The organism is Acinetobacter sp. CY05 (assembly GCF_059515805.1).
Genome location: NZ_JCAKMW010000021.1, coordinates 15601 through 32018 on the forward strand (window position 1 = coordinate 15601; position 16418 = coordinate 32018).

At 41.9% G+C, this 16418-nt stretch carries 13 protein-coding genes; 10 read left to right on the top strand and 3 right to left on the bottom strand.

Going from position 1 to position 16418, the window contains the following annotated elements; all coding sequences use genetic code 11:
• Positions 1 to 488: 488 nt before the first annotated feature.
• The 6 genes from AC5YCD_RS12970 (at position 489) to AC5YCD_RS12995 (ending at position 5996) form a co-directional block, all read left to right on the top strand.
• On the top strand, positions 489 to 1514 hold the full coding sequence (locus AC5YCD_RS12970; protein WP_496130429.1) for a type I glyceraldehyde-3-phosphate dehydrogenase: 1026 nt from the start codon (positions 489 to 491) through the stop codon (positions 1512 to 1514).
• Between the two features lie 3 nt (positions 1515 to 1517).
• Entirely contained in the window at positions 1518 to 1805 is a 288-nt protein-coding gene (locus AC5YCD_RS12975; protein ID WP_496130430.1) for a hypothetical protein, read from the top strand.
• 312 nt (positions 1806 to 2117) lie between these two features.
• Complete coding sequence (locus AC5YCD_RS12980) at positions 2118 to 3284, top strand: ATP phosphoribosyltransferase regulatory subunit (protein ID WP_496130431.1); 1167 nt, start codon at positions 2118 to 2120, stop codon at positions 3282 to 3284.
• Between the two features lie 68 nt (positions 3285 to 3352).
• Positions 3353 to 4672, top strand: coding sequence for an adenylosuccinate synthase (locus tag AC5YCD_RS12985; protein ID WP_496130432.1), 1320 nt, complete (start codon positions 3353 to 3355; stop codon positions 4670 to 4672).
• A 142-nt stretch (positions 4673 to 4814) separates the two neighbouring features.
• Positions 4815 to 5120 (top strand): hypothetical protein, encoded by a 306-nt coding sequence (locus AC5YCD_RS12990; RefSeq protein ID WP_496130433.1) that lies wholly within the window; start codon positions 4815 to 4817, stop codon positions 5118 to 5120.
• Between the two features lie 96 nt (positions 5121 to 5216).
• The gene (locus tag AC5YCD_RS12995) at positions 5217 to 5996 is read left to right on the top strand and encodes a M48 family metallopeptidase (protein WP_496130434.1); all 780 of its coding nucleotides are present in this window, start codon (positions 5217 to 5219) and stop codon (positions 5994 to 5996) included.
• Positions 5997 to 6118: 122 nt separating this feature from the next.
• On the opposite strand, the gene AC5YCD_RS13000 is transcribed toward AC5YCD_RS12995, so the two are convergent.
• A complete protein-coding gene (locus AC5YCD_RS13000; protein WP_496130435.1) occupies positions 6119 to 7168 on the bottom strand; it encodes an NADP(H)-dependent aldo-keto reductase in 1050 nt (349 codons plus the stop codon).
• A gap of 181 nt (positions 7169 to 7349) precedes the next feature.
• On the bottom strand, positions 7350 to 8057 hold the full coding sequence (crp, locus tag AC5YCD_RS13005) for a cAMP-activated global transcriptional regulator CRP (protein WP_496130436.1): 708 nt from the start codon (positions 8055 to 8057) through the stop codon (positions 7350 to 7352).
• A 145-nt stretch (positions 8058 to 8202) separates the two neighbouring features.
• On the opposite strand from crp, the gene AC5YCD_RS13010 reads away from it, so the two are divergent.
• A complete protein-coding gene (locus AC5YCD_RS13010; RefSeq protein ID WP_496130437.1) occupies positions 8203 to 8628 on the top strand; it encodes an OsmC family protein in 426 nt (141 codons plus the stop codon).
• 337 nt (positions 8629 to 8965) lie between these two features.
• Positions 8966 to 11545, top strand: a complete 2580-nt coding sequence (clpB, locus tag AC5YCD_RS13015) for an ATP-dependent chaperone ClpB (protein WP_496130438.1) — start codon at positions 8966 to 8968, stop codon at positions 11543 to 11545.
• A gap of 48 nt (positions 11546 to 11593) precedes the next feature.
• Here clpB and rlmKL read toward each other — a convergent pair whose 3' ends face one another.
• Positions 11594 to 13801, bottom strand: coding sequence for a bifunctional 23S rRNA (guanine(2069)-N(7))-methyltransferase RlmK/23S rRNA (guanine(2445)-N(2))-methyltransferase RlmL (gene rlmKL, locus AC5YCD_RS13020; RefSeq protein WP_496130439.1), 2208 nt, complete (start codon positions 13799 to 13801; stop codon positions 11594 to 11596).
• Between the two features lie 345 nt (positions 13802 to 14146).
• Between rlmKL and AC5YCD_RS13025 the strand changes: the two genes are divergently transcribed.
• Together AC5YCD_RS13025 and AC5YCD_RS13030 are read left to right on the top strand one after the other, a co-directional pair.
• On the top strand, positions 14147 to 15163 hold the full coding sequence (locus AC5YCD_RS13025) for an aspartate carbamoyltransferase catalytic subunit (RefSeq protein ID WP_496130440.1): 1017 nt from the start codon (positions 14147 to 14149) through the stop codon (positions 15161 to 15163).
• 10 nt (positions 15164 to 15173) lie between these two features.
• Positions 15174 to 16409 carry a dihydroorotase gene (locus AC5YCD_RS13030; protein WP_496130441.1) on the top strand — a complete coding sequence of 412 codons (1236 nt, stop codon included), beginning with the start codon at positions 15174 to 15176 and terminating at the stop codon, positions 16407 to 16409.
• Positions 16410 to 16418 lie beyond the last annotated feature (9 nt).

A 16418-nucleotide genomic window follows, 5' to 3' on the forward strand; every position in this document is an offset into this window, starting at 1 on the left:
TTCTGATTTGGCAAAAGCATGGCAGTCTGACAAGAAGGTTTCTTCTTTGCTGCGATGCGGGGGCTTAAAGATTAAAAAACGCCAAATTATACCGAAAAAACCCGTATCCACCAATGCTTTTAAGTCGATTGCCTGACAATTGCAAGATCAAGTTGTACAAAAGCCGTTAGGCACTTTTATACTCATCATAGAGCCAGTCAAATTTGGCAGGCAAGAGAACTATATCTTTTGACCAAAAGGTCTAAAATTGTCTTTGCGTTAGCTGTGACCATTTTTTACTTGTTTTAACATATAAAGTAAATAAAAAAGGGCGATTTTTTTATTTATTTTGCAATTTACTCAAATTTTATTCGAATAAATTCGAATAAAATTCTAATTTGCCTAAATATTGAGCTCTAAATTAGATTTAAACGCAAAATTTTCTCTCACGGTTGCTTTGAAAATCTATTAACATAAACTGGCTTGGCGTGAATTTAAAAGGAATACATATGCAACGGGTAGCCATTAACGGGTTTGGACGCATTGGCCGTAATGTTTTACGGGCTTGGTTTGAACATCCACAGCAGTTTGCTTTTGATTTGGTGGCAATTAACGACGTTGCAGATGTAGACACTTTGCTGCATTTATTTAAATACGATTCGACCCATGGCCGATTCCAAGGGCAGGTCAGTATTGAACAGCATAATGCACGGACTTTTTTAACCCTTCAAGCCGCGCAAAAAACTTTGCGGGTTGAAGTATTACAGCATAAACAGCCACAAGATTTACCATGGCGTCGTTTAAATGTGGACGTGGTACTTGAATGCACAGGTTTATTCCGCTCGCGTGCTGCGGCCACAGAGCATATTTATGCCGGAGCCAAACGCGTAATCATTGGCGCAGCGCCATTTGATACAGTCGATGCTGCCATTGTGTATGGGGTCAATCATCATGAGGTGAAAAAAAGCGATCAAATTATTTCTAGCGTGTCGTGTACCACCCAAGCTTTAGTGCCACTGGTTAAAATTATTGATGATGCCTTTGGGATTGAAAGCGCTTTAATGACCGAAATTCATGCCGTGACTGCCGATCAGTCAGTATTGGATCATGCGCATCGTGATTTACGCCGTGCTAGAGCCTCAGGACAAAATATTATTCCCACTACATCGAGTGCTTTAGGTGCTCTAAAGCAAGTCATGCCTAAAATGGAGGGGCGCATTGATGGTTATTCAATTCGCGTACCGACCATTAATGTGGCCGCCATTGATTTAAACTTTATTGCCCAATCGCCTATTGATGTAGCGCGTTTAAATCAGGTGTTGAGCCAAGCAGCGCACGGCGATTATGCCTGTATTATGCAAGTCACTGATGAACCTTTAGTGTCCTCTGATTTTAACCATTCACCCTATTCTTTAATTGTGGATTTGGGGCAAACCATGGTGGTGGGGCAACAAGCCAAAGTCTTTGCATGGTATGACAATGAATGGGGCTATGCCAACCGTCTATTAGATTTATGTCAATCTTTTGAGGCTTAAATCATGATCATTATTTTGAGTGTTTGTGTGCTGCTTAGCATCTTAGGCATAGGGCTGATTTTTAAGCGCGCGCAGCTTGCCCAACAGCAAATCCAGCATTTAAGTGCCAAAACTGCACATTTAGAACAGCATTTATCGCAAACCTTAGCTTTAATTCAAGACATCACTCAAAAAATGCAGCAACAACAGCAAGCCGAGACCCAGCAGCTGTTACGTGTACAGCAACTGGAGCAGCAACAAGCGCAGTTGGTGGCCTTAATGACACAATTGGTCAAAGCACAGCACAAGTAGGTCATCTACCCTGAGAGCAAACCTAGAGGTGCTGACTTGGTTGAAGAAATCCCTCAAGAGGACAATTAAAGCTTAAACTAGCGTATATGCAGGACATTGAAACTATCGCTAGCAATTGATGCTTAAGCGCATCTCTGGCCTTTTAAAACAGTGAAAAAAATGCATGACTTTAATTCGTGCCTATTTGCACGTCATTTGTAAAAAAGACTTGTGCAAGGGCTAAATTATCGTGCTAGACTAAGAGAAATCGGGTGTGCTCCCGATTTTTTTATGCGGATTTATTCCGCGCTGACAAGAATTTAGGTTTACAACATGCCCATTTCAGAGACATGGTTATTACCTGATGGTGTAGCTGATGTATTACCCGAACAGGCGCAAGTAATCGAAACTTTGCGCCGTGACGCATTAGATTTCCTCGCATCGCGTGGTTATCAGTTGGTGTACACACCTTTCATCGAATACATCGAATCTCTCTCTTCTCTTTCAGAATCGAATCAAGATTTAGACTTAGCCACTTTTAAAGTCATCGATCAGTTATCTGGCCGTTTACTTGGTGTGCGTGCCGATATGACACCACAAGTGGCACGTATCGATGCGCATGTACATCCTGTACATGGTGTGGCACGTTATTGCTATGCAGGAACGGTATTACATACGAAACCTCAAGGGTTTAATACCACACGTGCCCCATTACAGTTGGGTGCAGAATTATTTGGTTCAGACAGTATTGATGCTGATGTTGAGATGATTGATGTGATGTTGGGTTTGCTGAAAAAAGCAGATTTCGCACAAGGTATCCATCTTGATTTAGGTCATGTTGGCTTATTCCGTAGTCTAGTGAAACATGCGGGCTTAAACAAAGCCACTGAACGTCGCTTATCGGATTTGTATCAGCGTAAAGCATTGCCTGAATTGGCTGAATTTACTCAAGATTTAAACTTTGGTCAGGACTTTTATGCCCTTGGCCGTTATGCCAGTGATTTAGAACAATTAAAAGCACATTTAAGTGCTGAAATTGTTGCAGATGCTGCATTTAAACAAGCATTTGATGCCCTACATTCAACCAAGGCGGCCATTCAAGCGCGCTGGCCTGAGTTACATATTGGCATTGATGTGGTGGAATTACGTTCTTATCATTACCATACCGGTCTGATGTACGCGGTATATGCACCAAATCGTGCAGCACCATTAGCACAAGGCGGTCGTTATGATGGGATTGGCGAACACTTTGGTCGTGCGCGCCCTGCTACAGGTTTCTCATGTGACCTATATGCCTTAAGCGCAAGCCAATTTAAACAAGTTTCAGTTGTAGTTGCACCTAAAGGCACTGACGCAGCTTTGTTAAACGCGATCGAGAATAGCCGCGCACAGGGTCTAAGTGTAATCCAACTATTAGGTGATGATGATCTATCATCTGTTGCTGCTGCAACGCATCAATTGGTGCTTGCAGAGGGTCAGTGGCAGGTTCAACCTATCTAAATCGGTTATTGCCAGTTTATGCGCTGGCAATAGTTTTTTTATTTTAAGCATGATGCAATGAGGCTATTATGGGCAAGAATGTTGTGGTACTTGGTACCCAATGGGGCGACGAAGGTAAAGGTAAAATCGTTGACCTGCTCACAGATCAAGCGGCAGCGGTTGTTCGTTACCAAGGCGGACACAACGCAGGTCACACACTTGTAGTTGGTGGTAAGAAAACTGTATTACACCTCATTCCATCTGGTATTTTACGTGAAAACGTATTGTGCTTAATTGGTAACGGTGTTGTTCTATCTCCAGAAGCACTGATCAAAGAGATGGACATTCTTGAAAAAGAAGGCGTACCGGTTAAAGAACGTTTACGTATTTCTCCAAACTGTCCTTTAATTTTGCCAAACCACATCGCACTGGATCAAGCGCGTGAAATCAAACGTGGTAACGCAAAAATTGGTACAACAGGTCGTGGTATTGGCCCAGCTTACGAAGACAAAGTTGCACGTCGTGCGATTCGTGTCGCTGACCTTGTACGTGGTGGTGAACATCTTAAAGCACAGTTAACTGAGCTACTTGAATACCATAACTTCCAATTAACTCAATTCTACGGCGTAGAAGCAGTTAAATTAGAAGACGTACTTGCACTTTGCGACCAATGGCGTGAAGTGGTTGCACCACTTGTAATTGATGTCACTGGCGAATTGCATAAATACCGTAAAGCTGGTGACAACATCATGTTTGAAGGTGCGCAAGGTTCACTTCTTGACGTTGACCACGGTACATACCCGTACGTGACTTCTTCAAATACAACAGCGGGTGGCGTAAGCTCAGGTTCTGGTCTTGGTCCATTACACCTTGACTATGTATTGGGTATTACCAAAGCCTACACAACGCGTGTAGGTGCAGGTCCATTCCCAACTGAACTTGTTTACGATGCTGCCAACGATGTAGGTGATGCGATTGGTAAACACTTAGGTACAGTAGGTAACGAGTTTGGTGCCTCTACAGGTCGTCAACGTCGTTGTGGTTGGTTTGATGCTGAGATTCTACGTCGTTCTGTAGAAGTGAACTCATTGTCTGGTATTTGCTTAACTAAACTTGATGTACTTGATGGTTTAGAAGAAATCAAAATCTGTGTGGGTTACGAAGCTGCAGATTCAGGTTGCGTAGGTTCTTCTGATGCACTTGCATTTGAAACTTTAAAACCGATCTACGAAACCATGCCAGGTTGGTCTGAGTCGACTTTTGGTGCTAAATCACTTGATCAGCTGCCACAAGCAGCAATCAACTATATCAAGCGTCTTGAGCAATTGATTGAATGTCCAATTGACATCATTTCAACAGGTCCTGACCGTGAGGAAACCATTGTATTGCGTCATCCATTTGATGCGTAAAGCTTGGTATTAAAAAAAGCCCATCTTCGGATGGGTTTTTTTATGCCTCAATCGTCCGACTTTGCCAAGACTAAAGTGGCAGTGACCTAAAAATTCAGCTTGTTACAATCAAGGAAAATAAAAAATCAGGAAGATTTAACCAATGCAGCGTAATATTGCCAGCACCATTTTTTATTCGCTGTTGTTTGCTATGGGTGGGGCACCCACAATCGCGATGTTTATTATTCAAGCGCAGCCGCATGATCCTGCATTGATGTATCAAATTTTTATTGGCTTAACGGTCATGATAGCCTGTGTATTGGTGCCACTGATTTTAATGCAAAATGCCTATTTATGTTGGAAACGAAAAGATCTAAAACTTGAGCAAAAGATTAAACCTTTAATGCAGTTTTATTTGCTCTTAAATGTGCTATGTTTAGTTTATTGGCTGCTGTATCAATTTACATAAATAATATCAATAGCTGTAAATTTGACATATTTATTCATCTAACAATTACCTATAATTCATGTGATTGCATCAAAATAATAGTTTGGAGATTTGTCAATGAAAAAGCTCGCCTTGAGTGCTCTTGCTGTCAGTGCACTAACATTATCAGGCTGTGCGACTGTCGCAGATATGGCTGGAGCAGATAGCGCGACTTTAAATGTCACCGCCACAGAGGGCTTTAATAAAACCATCGCTGAGGCACGTAGTAATGGCACTTTAGATACATCATCAGCAACCTATAAACGTATTAATACGGTGTTTAATAACCTACGTCCTTATGCTGATCAAATGAATCAGACGGGTACTAAATTTAATTGGCAGTTAGCGGTGTTAAAATCAGATACTGTTAATGCTTATGTGGCACCAGGCGGTAAAGTGGTGTTTTATACGGGTATTGTCACTAAACTTAACCTGACTGATGCGGAAATTGCCGCCATTATGGGCCATGAAATGGTGCATGCCTTAGAAGAGCATGCTAAGCAAAAAATTGGTGCACAGGCCCTCACTAATATCGCGCTTAACATTGGTTTAGGTTATGCAGGTGTTGGTGAAGCAGGTACTGCTGCGGCGCAATTGGGTTCGCAAATTGGTGTTGGTTTGCCGTATTCACGTAATTTAGAAAGCCGTGCGGATCAAGGTGGCTTAATGTTGATGGCACGTGCTGGATATAACCCACAAGCGGCAATTACCTTGTGGAATAAAATGAGTGCTTTAGATGGTGGCAATAAGGGTGCAAGTTTCTTATCAACACATCCATCGAATAGTGCACGTACTGAAGCAATGCGTAAGAACTTAGGCCAAGCGCAAGCTTTATATAATCAAAGCAATAAAAAATAAGTTCAGTTCAAAAAAAAGGCGACTTAAGGTCGCCTTTTTTCGAGTCATCACATCATTTTTTATAGATAAAACGAAGCTATTTTTTCTGGCTCTACATCCAAATAAGCATTGCTTTGTTTTTCTTAAGGCGCAGGATTAGGTTGTTGAATATGGATTGCTTCAATTTCTTGTAAGATTTCAGGAGATAAATCAATCTCAAAGGCATCAATATTTTGTTTGAGTTGCTCGAGGTTGGTCGCGCCGATAATCGTAGAGCTGACAAAAAACTGCTGTTTAATAAAAGCCAAGGCCAATTCGGTTAAGCTTAAACCGTGTTTTTCTGCGAGCTGTGCATACTGTTCTGTAGCCCATTCACTTTGTGGATTGCTATAGCGACTAAAACGGCTAAACAAAGTTACCCGTGCATTGGCAGGACGTGCACCGTGACGGAATTTACCGGTTAGATAACCAAAAGCTAAAGGTGAATAGGCAAGTAACCCCACACCTTCATACTGCGCAATTTCTGCCATACCCACTTCATAGCTACGATTGAGTAAGTTATATGGATTTTGTACACTAACGACTTTTTCTAAACCCAGTTTTTCCGCCAAATGCAAGAACTTAAGTGTTCCCCAAGGTGTTTCATTAGAAAGACCAATATGACGAATACGACCTGCTTTAACTTCATCACTTAAGGCGGACAGCGTTTCTTCTAAAGGTGTGATCTCTAAATTTGAGTTAGCTTCTTGATTGCTATAGCCTAACTTACCAAAAAAGTTGCTGGGGCGCTGTGGCCAATGCAGTTGATATAAATCAATATAATCAGTCTGCAAGCGTTGTAAGTTGCCATCTAAGGCAGATTGAATATCGGCTTTGTTAAAACGGGTTTGCCCATCGCGAATATGACTGCCACCTTGAGCGGGACCCGCAATTTTAGAGGCCAAAAAGACTTTGTCACGGCCGCCGTTTTGTTTTAAATAGTTACCAATAATACGTTCAGTCGCGCCTTGAGTCTCAGGCTTGGGCGGTACAGGATACATTTCTGCAGTATCCCAAAAATAAAGTCCACGTTCTAGGGCATAGTCAAGCTGGCTAAAGCCTTCAGCTTGGTTATTTTGCTCACCAAATGTCATGGTGCCTAAACAAATCTCCGGCACTAAAATACCACTTTGACCTAAGCGATTAAACTTCATTTTTGATCCTAAGTTATTGTTTGTTTATGTGCGGCTAGCTTAAGCGCTTTAAGCTACCAATGAAAATGACAATTCTTGCTATGCTTGTGCGAAATTTGTTAAAACAATTGTCCAAAATGTAGCAGAGCATAAAAAAAGGCAAATGTCGAAACATTTGCCTTAAGCTTAATGGGCTTTAAGCTTACTCGTCGTCATCTAAATCATCTTCAGGGACTTTATTGTCGTCTAAAGAGCGATCGAAAATTAAGATGGCTTTACCATCTGTTTCGATCATACCTTGCTCTTCGAGTGTTTTGAGTACACGACCCACCATTTCGCGTGAACAGCCGACAATACGGCCAATTTCTTGACGCGTAATACGAATTTGACGACCGTTAGGTAAAATCATGGCTTCAGGTTGTGAAGACAAATCAATTAAGCAACGCGCAATACGACCAGAAACATCCACAAAGGCTAAGTCAGTCACTTTACGCGTGGTATTTTTTAAACGACGCACCAACTGGGCAAATACAGCATAGCTTAAATCTGGATACAGTTTGCTTAAGTCGTGGAAGTTTTCATAGGTCACTTCAGCGATTTCGCATACATCACGCGTGCGTACCTCTGCAGTACGTTGTGGATTTGATTCAAATAAACCCATTTCCCCAAAAAAATCACCTGGATTTAAGTAGGCAACCACAATTTCGCGATCATCATCTTCGCGTAAAATAATTGAAACAGAGCCTTTAAGAATAAGATATAAAGATTTTGATTCTGTGCCTGCATCTACAATAGTTGTGCGTTTTGGGTAGCGATTAATATAGGCACGTTTAAGGAGCGCTTTAACCGAGTCTGGGAGCTGACCTGGGGATAAGGCATCAGTGCTTAATTGTGAAAAATTTGCAGTCATGCTAACAATTCCGAATGTGGATAAACGATAGGCGTTGTAACCTAAATCTGCTGCTCACACGTCAAGAGATGAAATTCCGTATCAACTCAATTTATGTTAGTGTACAGTTACAGGGTAAATTTATAGCTTTTTTTAGGTAGTTGCAATGCAAACAACAGTTCAGTGGATGGATCACGTCGCATTTGAAGCCAAATCAGAAAGTGGTCATAGTATTACCATGGATGGTGCAGAAGCCTATGGTGGACAGAACCGTGGTCCACGTCCAATGGAATTAATTTTAATGGGTTTAGGTGGCTGTGCCTCGTTTGATATTGTGACCATCTTAAAGAAATCACGCCAAGATGTGACTGATGTTGTATGTCAGCTACAAGCAGAACGTGCCGAGAGTATCCCTGCGGTGTTTACTAAAATCCATTTACACTTTGTAGTGACGGGTCGTCAGGTCAAAGATAAACAAGTGGCTAAGGCCGTTGAGTTGTCTGCTGAGAAATATTGTTCAGCCAGCAAAATGTTGTCTGATGGTGGTGTGGAAATTACGCATGATTATGAAATTATTGAAATTTCTGAATAATAATGCTTAAAAAATAATCAATTAAAAGGCTGGTGGTTTATCAGTCTTTTTTTTGATCAATTGAGGCGATCATGATCAGTTTTTGTAACATTTTTTATAAAAAAACAAAATAAATTAATCAGTTATTTAAAATGACTTACCAAGTAGAGTGTTTTTAAAAATAATTTAAAAACTCAAGCTCAGCCCTTGAAATAGTGCATCCTCACTCCAATATTAATAATGTATTTTATCTGTATTTTTTATTTAAGTTTTTGAAAAATATATAAAAATAAATTGAAAAATACAGAACTGCTCCCATATATGCTTCAAGTCGAACATTTGCTGAGGAACAATAACAATGCGTTTTGAGAAATTTACCAATCGCTTACAGCAATCTCTATCAGATGCGCAGTCATTGGCTATGCGCCATGATCATACTGCAATTGATACGATTCATATTTTAGCCAGCTTACTTGAAGAAGCGAGCAATTTAAGCCTGTTACAACAAGCAGGTGGCAATCTACAGCAACTCAAAACTGCACTCCAACAAGCACTTAATGATGCTGCTCAGCTTGGTACACCAAGTGCGGATATCAATTTAAATCCTGAAGCGGTGAAAGCCTTAACCCTCGCAGACAGTTATGCCAATAAAGCGGGCGATGAGTTTTTATCTACCGATTGGGTGCTATTGGGTTTAAGTGAAGTGGGTGCCAGTAAAAATCTATTGCAAAAAAGTGGCGTAAACAGTCAAAGCTTACGCCAAGTGATTGAAAAAATCCGAGGGGATGAAAAAGTCATGAGCAATAATCATGAAGATCAACGTGACTCACTCAATAAATACACCATTGATTTAAATGAGCGTGCTTTAGCAGGCAAATTAGATCCTGTGATTGGGCGTGACGATGAAATTCGTCGTACCATTCAAGTCTTATCGCGTCGTACCAAAAATAATCCGGTATTGATTGGTGAGCCAGGTGTAGGTAAAACCGCCATTGTAGAAGGTTTGGCGCAGCGTATTGTGAATGGTGAAGTGCCAGACAGCTTAAAAGGCAAACGCGTGTTGTCACTGGATTTAGGCGCATTATTGGCGGGCGCTAAATATCGTGGTGAGTTTGAAGAGCGTTTAAAAGCGGTACTTAAAGATTTAGCTAAACAGGATGGCGAAATCATTTTGTTTATTGATGAGCTGCATACGCTTGTGGGTGCAGGTAAAGGCGATGGCGCGATGGATGCTGGCAATATGCTTAAACCAGCCCTAGCACGTGGTGAATTACGCTGTGTGGGTGCAACCACCTTAGATGAATATCGTCAGTACATCGAAAAAGATGCTGCGCTCGAGCGTCGTTTCCAAAAAGTCTTGGTGGATGAGCCAAGTGTGGAAGACACCATTGCGATTTTACGTGGTTTAAAAGAGCGTTATGCCACCCATCATGGCGTGCAGATTTTAGATTCAGCCATTATTGCTGCGGCAAAAATGTCACATCGTTATATCACTGACCGTCAATTGCCAGATAAAGCCATTGATTTAATTGATGAGGCTGCATCACGCATTAAAATGGAACTGGATTCTAAGCCAGAGAGTTTAGACAAACTCGAGCGCCGTTTAATTCAACTGAAAATGCAATTGGCTGCGGTGCAAAAAGATGAAGATGCCGGCGCCAAAGCTGAAGTTGATCATCTGCAAGCGCAAATCGCCGAAGTGGAAAAAGAGTATAACGATTTAGAAGAAATCTGGCGTGCCGATAAAGCCTTGGTTGAAGGCAATAAAGATTTACAAGTCAAGCTCGATCAAGCACGTATTGCTTTAGAAAAAGCACAGCGTGAAGGTAACTTAGAAGAAGCAGGGCGTTTGCAATATGGCGTGATTCCTGAGTTACAAAAGCAAATTGAACGTGTCGAAACTGCAACTGAAAGTGAAGCACCAAAATTGCTACGTAACAAAGTCACAGACAATGAAATTGCCGAAGTGGTGAGTGCAGCAACTGGCATTCCTGTGGCCAAAATGCTGCAAGGTGAGCGTGAAAAACTGCTGCATATGGAAGATTTCTTGCATCAGCGTGTGGTAGGTCAAGATGAAGCTGTAGTGGCTGTTGCCAATGCGGTACGGCGTTCACGCGCAGGTTTATCCGATCCTAACCGTCCAAGTGGTTCATTCTTGTTCTTAGGGCCAACGGGTGTGGGTAAAACCGAACTCACCAAAGCCTTAGCCAACTTCTTATTTGACGATGATAGCGCCATGATTCGCATTGATATGTCTGAATTTATGGAAAAACATTCAGTCAGCCGTTTGGTGGGTGCGCCTCCGGGCTATGTCGGTTATGAAGAGGGTGGTGTACTCACCGAGGCTGTGCGTCGTAAACCCTATAGCGTAGTGTTGTTTGACGAAGTGGAAAAAGCCCATCCAGATGTGTTTAACATTTTGCTACAAGTGTTGGATGATGGTCGTTTAACCGACTCCCAAGGCCGTGTAGTGGACTTTAAAAACACTGTGATTGTGATGACGTCCAACTTAGGCTCAAATGATGTGAGTGAACTAGGCAATCATGCAACGGATGATGAAGTACGTAGTGTGGTGATGGCGGCGGTCAGTGAACACTTCCGTCCTGAGTTTATTAACCGTATTGATGAACTGGTGATTTTCCATAGTCTGAAAAAAGCCCAGATTCGTGGGATTGCCGATATTCAACTCGAGCGTTTACGCAGTCGTTTGGTGGAACGTGATCTAAAATTGACCTTAGATGACGCTGCGTTTGATCAATTGATTGATGCAGGTTTTGATCCTGTGTACGGTGCGCGACCATTGAAACGTGCCATTCAGCAACAAGTGGAAAATGGTTTGGCACAGCGTATCTTAGCGGGTGACTATGTACCAGGTGACAATATTTTAGTCACAGCAGAAAATGGTCAATTGGTGTTTGATAAAGTCAAATTAAGTTAATGCAATAAAAAAAACCGCGCCTTGGCGCGGTTTTTTTATATACAAATATTAGTCCGTTTGAGGATGTTTAATTTTCCAAGAACGGTGAATTTTTTGGTTACGTTTAAAGTCAGGCCCAATGGTTTCGCTTGAAATTTCTTCCACATCAAAGAAGGCTAAAATTTCTTCGTCCATTTCAAAACCACGGTAGTTATTTGAGAAGTATAAGGTACCTTCTGTGGTTAAGCGGTTCATGGCGCGTTTTAGCAATGACAAATGGTCACGCTGTACATCAAAAGTACCATAGAATTTCTTAGAGTTGGAGAACGTTGGTGGATCAATAAAGATCAAGTCATATTGCTCATGACCTTCTTTTAACCACTCAAAGCAATCTGATGCAAAGAACATATGTTGTTCGTCAGCATGATCAACCGTTAAGCCATTGAGTACAAAGTTCTCTTTAGACCAGTTGAGATATGTATTGGACAAATCGACGCTGGTGGTACTTGCAGCACCGCCTAAAGCAGCATGTAGACTGGCTGTAGAGGTATAACTATACAAGTTTAAGAAGTGTTTACCTTTGGCCTCTTTGGCAATACGTAAACGCATTTGACGGTGATCGAGGAACAAACCAGTATCTAAATAGTCAGTTAAGTTGACTAAAATTTTAGCTTTGCCTTCTTGTACAATAAAACGCTTAGAGGCAGTACTTTGTTTGGTGTACTGGTTCTTACCTTCTTGACGGGCACGCGTTTTAATAAAGATCGCATCACGACCTAGACCCGTTACAGAGCGAATCGCTTGTAAGGCTAAGTTAAAGCGTTTTTTGGCTTTTTCAGGGTCAATGGTTTTAGGTGGCGCATATTCTTGCACATGCAAGCGATCGCCATATAAGTCAATTGCAACGTTAAAGTCAGGTAAGTCAGCATCATATAAACGTAAGCAATAAATGCCTTCTTTGACTGCCCATTTCTTTAAAGTTTGCATGTTTTTGGTTAAACGATTGGCAAACTCAACAGCACCTTCAATTGGCTCAAACTGTTGTGGCTGCCATTCTGCCAAGAATGGTACAACTACGCTGGCCGGTTTTACTTGACCTGAACGAATGTAAATCGGTAATTTACCGTTCATTAAACGTAAGGTTTGTGGTGCATTAAAAGCAAGAACATCGGCTTGTTCAATTTGCGAGGCAATCACTGCCGCAGTTTGATTTGGGAAGTTCTTTTGTAACAGTGCTGATAAACCTAAATATAAAGCACGGTTTGAGGCTTTTTCACCTAAACGCTCACCGTATGGCGGGTTCGTCACCACAAAGGCATGTTTGCCTTCAGCTTTAAAGTCAGGCCAGTCGGCTAAAGTACGTTCTTCAATTTGAATTTGATCGAGTAGATTTTCAAAACCTGCCGCAATAATATTTTTCTTGGTGGCTTTAACTGCTTCCCAGTCGGCATCAAAGGCATACATTTTTGGTAAGTCTTTCGCAAGACCTGCTTGATGACGTTCAGCCGCTTCGGCCTTAATGCTCATCCACAGTTCGTGGTTATGACCATTCCAGCCATTAAAGCCAAAACGACGTACAAGACCCGGTGCACGATCCGTTAAAATCATTAATGATTCAATGATAAAGGTACCTGAACCACACATTGGATCGAGTAAAACTTCAGGCTGTACGTGTGCTAATTGTGCTTTATGTAAAATCGCAGCTGCTAAGTTTTCTTTAATAGGCGCATCAGTCATATAGTGACGATAGCCACGTTTATGTAATGAATCACCCGATAAATCTAAACAATAGGTATGCTCAGTTTTACCTGCCAAAATGTACATGGTGATTTCAGGTGCTTTGGTGTCAATACTTGGACGTTTACCCACGGCTTCCATAAAGGAATCGACGACACCATCTTTAGCACGTAAGGTCGCAAACTGAGTGTTGACTTTAATTTCGCGCTCGGTATGTAAACGAATGGCAAAGGTGCTTTGCGGAGCAAAAATCAATGACCAGTCAAAAGCCATTGCACCTTCATAGAGTTCTTCGGCAACATCACGCGCATCATGACTAAACTCAATGGCATGCGTGTGAATTGGCATTAACACACGTGAGGCTAAACGTGACCACATGCAAATGCGATAAGCATGTTCGAGTGTGCCTTGGAAAATTAAACGACCCGGTAAACGCTCAATCTTTTGAATTCCTAAATTTTCGATTTCTTCTTGAAGGAGGAGTTCAAGTCCATCTGCACAGGTGACCCAATACGTAGAAAGACGGGGTTTCGAATTCATGTAAATTTCCAAAAGCAATAAAGCAATCTATTATTTTAGCGTATTTTAGGCAGTTTAGGGGAGGGGCGTGAGGATTGTTTCAGGCTTTTCTTTTTTTAACCATGAACGCTTAAAAATACTACATATCATGGGCGGTGAAGATATGCCTAAAACTGCAGCTTTATTTGAGGAAAGCACACAGTATATCGAGAATCTGTTTAAATTATCTAATTGAATTATCAAATAAGAATTTTAGTTTTAATTTTTATTTACTCAGCTGCTTTTTGTACGAATGGTGTCTAGCTCATCTGCCCAAAGCCTTTAATCTCTGTATAATGCATCAACTTAACCGATAAGGAATCTCTCATGCACTTTGCTGCATTACACACCCCGAGCCAGATTCAACTCAATAAACACGGCAATTTAAAACATTTTTTGACCATTGAAGGTCTTTCAAAACAAACCCTCACCCAAATTTTAGATACTGCACAATCTTTCTTTAATGAACAAAATCAACTGATCACCAATAATTTGCTCGAAGGCAAAACGGTGATGAACTTGTTTTTTGAAAATTCAACTCGTACTCGTACTACTTTTGAAGCAGCTGCAAAACGTCTATCAGCCAACGTACTCAACATTGATATTGCCCGTTCAAGTACCTCTAAAGGTGAAACGCTGCGCGATACGCTATGGAATTTAGAAGCCATGGCCACCGATATTTTTGTGGTGCGTCATTCATCTTCAGGCGCAGCGCATTTTATTGCCAAAGACATTTGCCCAAATGTGGCCATTATTAACGCAGGTGATGGTCGTCACGCACATCCGACTCAAGCGATGCTGGATATGCTGACCATTCGCCGTGAAACCAAAAAGAATTTTGAAGACATGTCGATTGCCATTATTGGCGATATCAAACATTCACGCGTGGCACGTTCCGATGTTGCAGCACTACAAACTTTAGGTTGTAAAGATATTCGCGTGATTGCACCCAATACGCTCCTGCCTTACGGTTTTGACGAATATGGCCCAGAAGTGCGTTTATTTAACGATATGGAAGCGGGAATTCAAGACTGTGACGTGATTATTACTTTACGTATTCAAAATGAACGGATTGATTCACCAGCATTGGCATCTCAAGCTGAGTTTTATCGTATGTATGGTTTAAACCAAGAACGTTTAGCGCTGGCAAAACCAGATTGTATCGTGATGCATCCGGGACCGATGAACCGTGGCGTTGAAATTGATTCAAGTATTGCCGATGGCCCACAGGCGGTGATTTTAAATCAGGTGACGAACGGGATTGCGGTACGTATGGCAGTGTTGGCGCTTGCAATGCAAGGTCAGCTTGAAGCACAAGGTTTAATTGAAGCGATTGCAGGTTAAGGGATCAGTCATGACTATTGTAAAAATTGAAAACGTACGCGTACTCGACCCGATTGCTCAAACTGACAGCGTTGAAACCGTGTATATCCAAAATGGTAAACGCATTGCAGCTGTAGACACTGTGGATGAAACTATTGATGGTCAAGGCAAATGGTTGATGCCGACTATGGTGGATTTATGTGCACGTTTACGTGAACCGGGTCAGCAGCAACACGGGACTTTAAAATCTGAAGGTCGTGCAGCACGCGAAAACGGGATTTTGCATGTCTTTACCCCACCAGATTCTAAGCCGATTGTACAAGACAATGGCGCGCTTATTCATGGCTTAGTCGAAAAAGCCATGCTTGATGGTGGTATCTATTTAGAAGTGATTGGTGCACAAACTCAAGGTTTAAAAGGTCAGCAACCAGCGAATATGGCGGGTCTTAAAAAAGGTGGTTGTAGCGCCGTGACCAATGCCAACGCAGCATTTGCTGATGACGATGTGGTGCTTCGTACCCTAGAATATGCAGCTGGTCTCAATATGACCGTGGTATTTTATGCAGAAGAACCACAAATTGCCAAAGATGGCTGCGTACATGAAGGCTTTATTGCATCACGCCAAGGCTTACCGATGATTCCAGCACTGGCTGAAACGGTTGCCATTGCCAAGTATTTACTCATGGTCGAAGCCACTAAAGTCCGTGCGCATTTTGGTCTACTGTCAAGTGGTGCATCTGTAGCACTCATTCAAGCAGCCAAAGCCAAGGGTTTACCTGTGACCTGTGATGTAGCCATGCATCAACTGCATTTAACCGATGATTTAATTGATGGTTTTAACTCACTGGCACATGTACGTCCACCGTTACGTTCAGAGCAAGATAAACAGCTTTTACGTCAAGGTTTAAAAGATGGCGTGATTGATGCCATTTGTACCCATCATGAACCGCTCAGTGGCTCGGCAAAAATGGCCCCATTTGCTGAAACTGAGCCAGGAATTAGTGCATTTGATACGTTTATCGCCTTAGGTGTACAACTGGTGGATGAAGACTTATTATCAGCTTTAGAATGGGTTGAAAAAGTGACGCTTGCACCAGCTCAAGTGGCACAAATGGCTGAGCGCTGGCAGCGTGAAGCGGGCTTGGTTTTGGTTGACCCAGACTTAACATGGACCGTAGACAAAACCACAATTTTGTCACAAGGTAAAAATACGCCATTGCTGCAACAGGTACTCAAAGGTAAAGCATTGCGTACATTCAATGCATAAGCCTGAAGT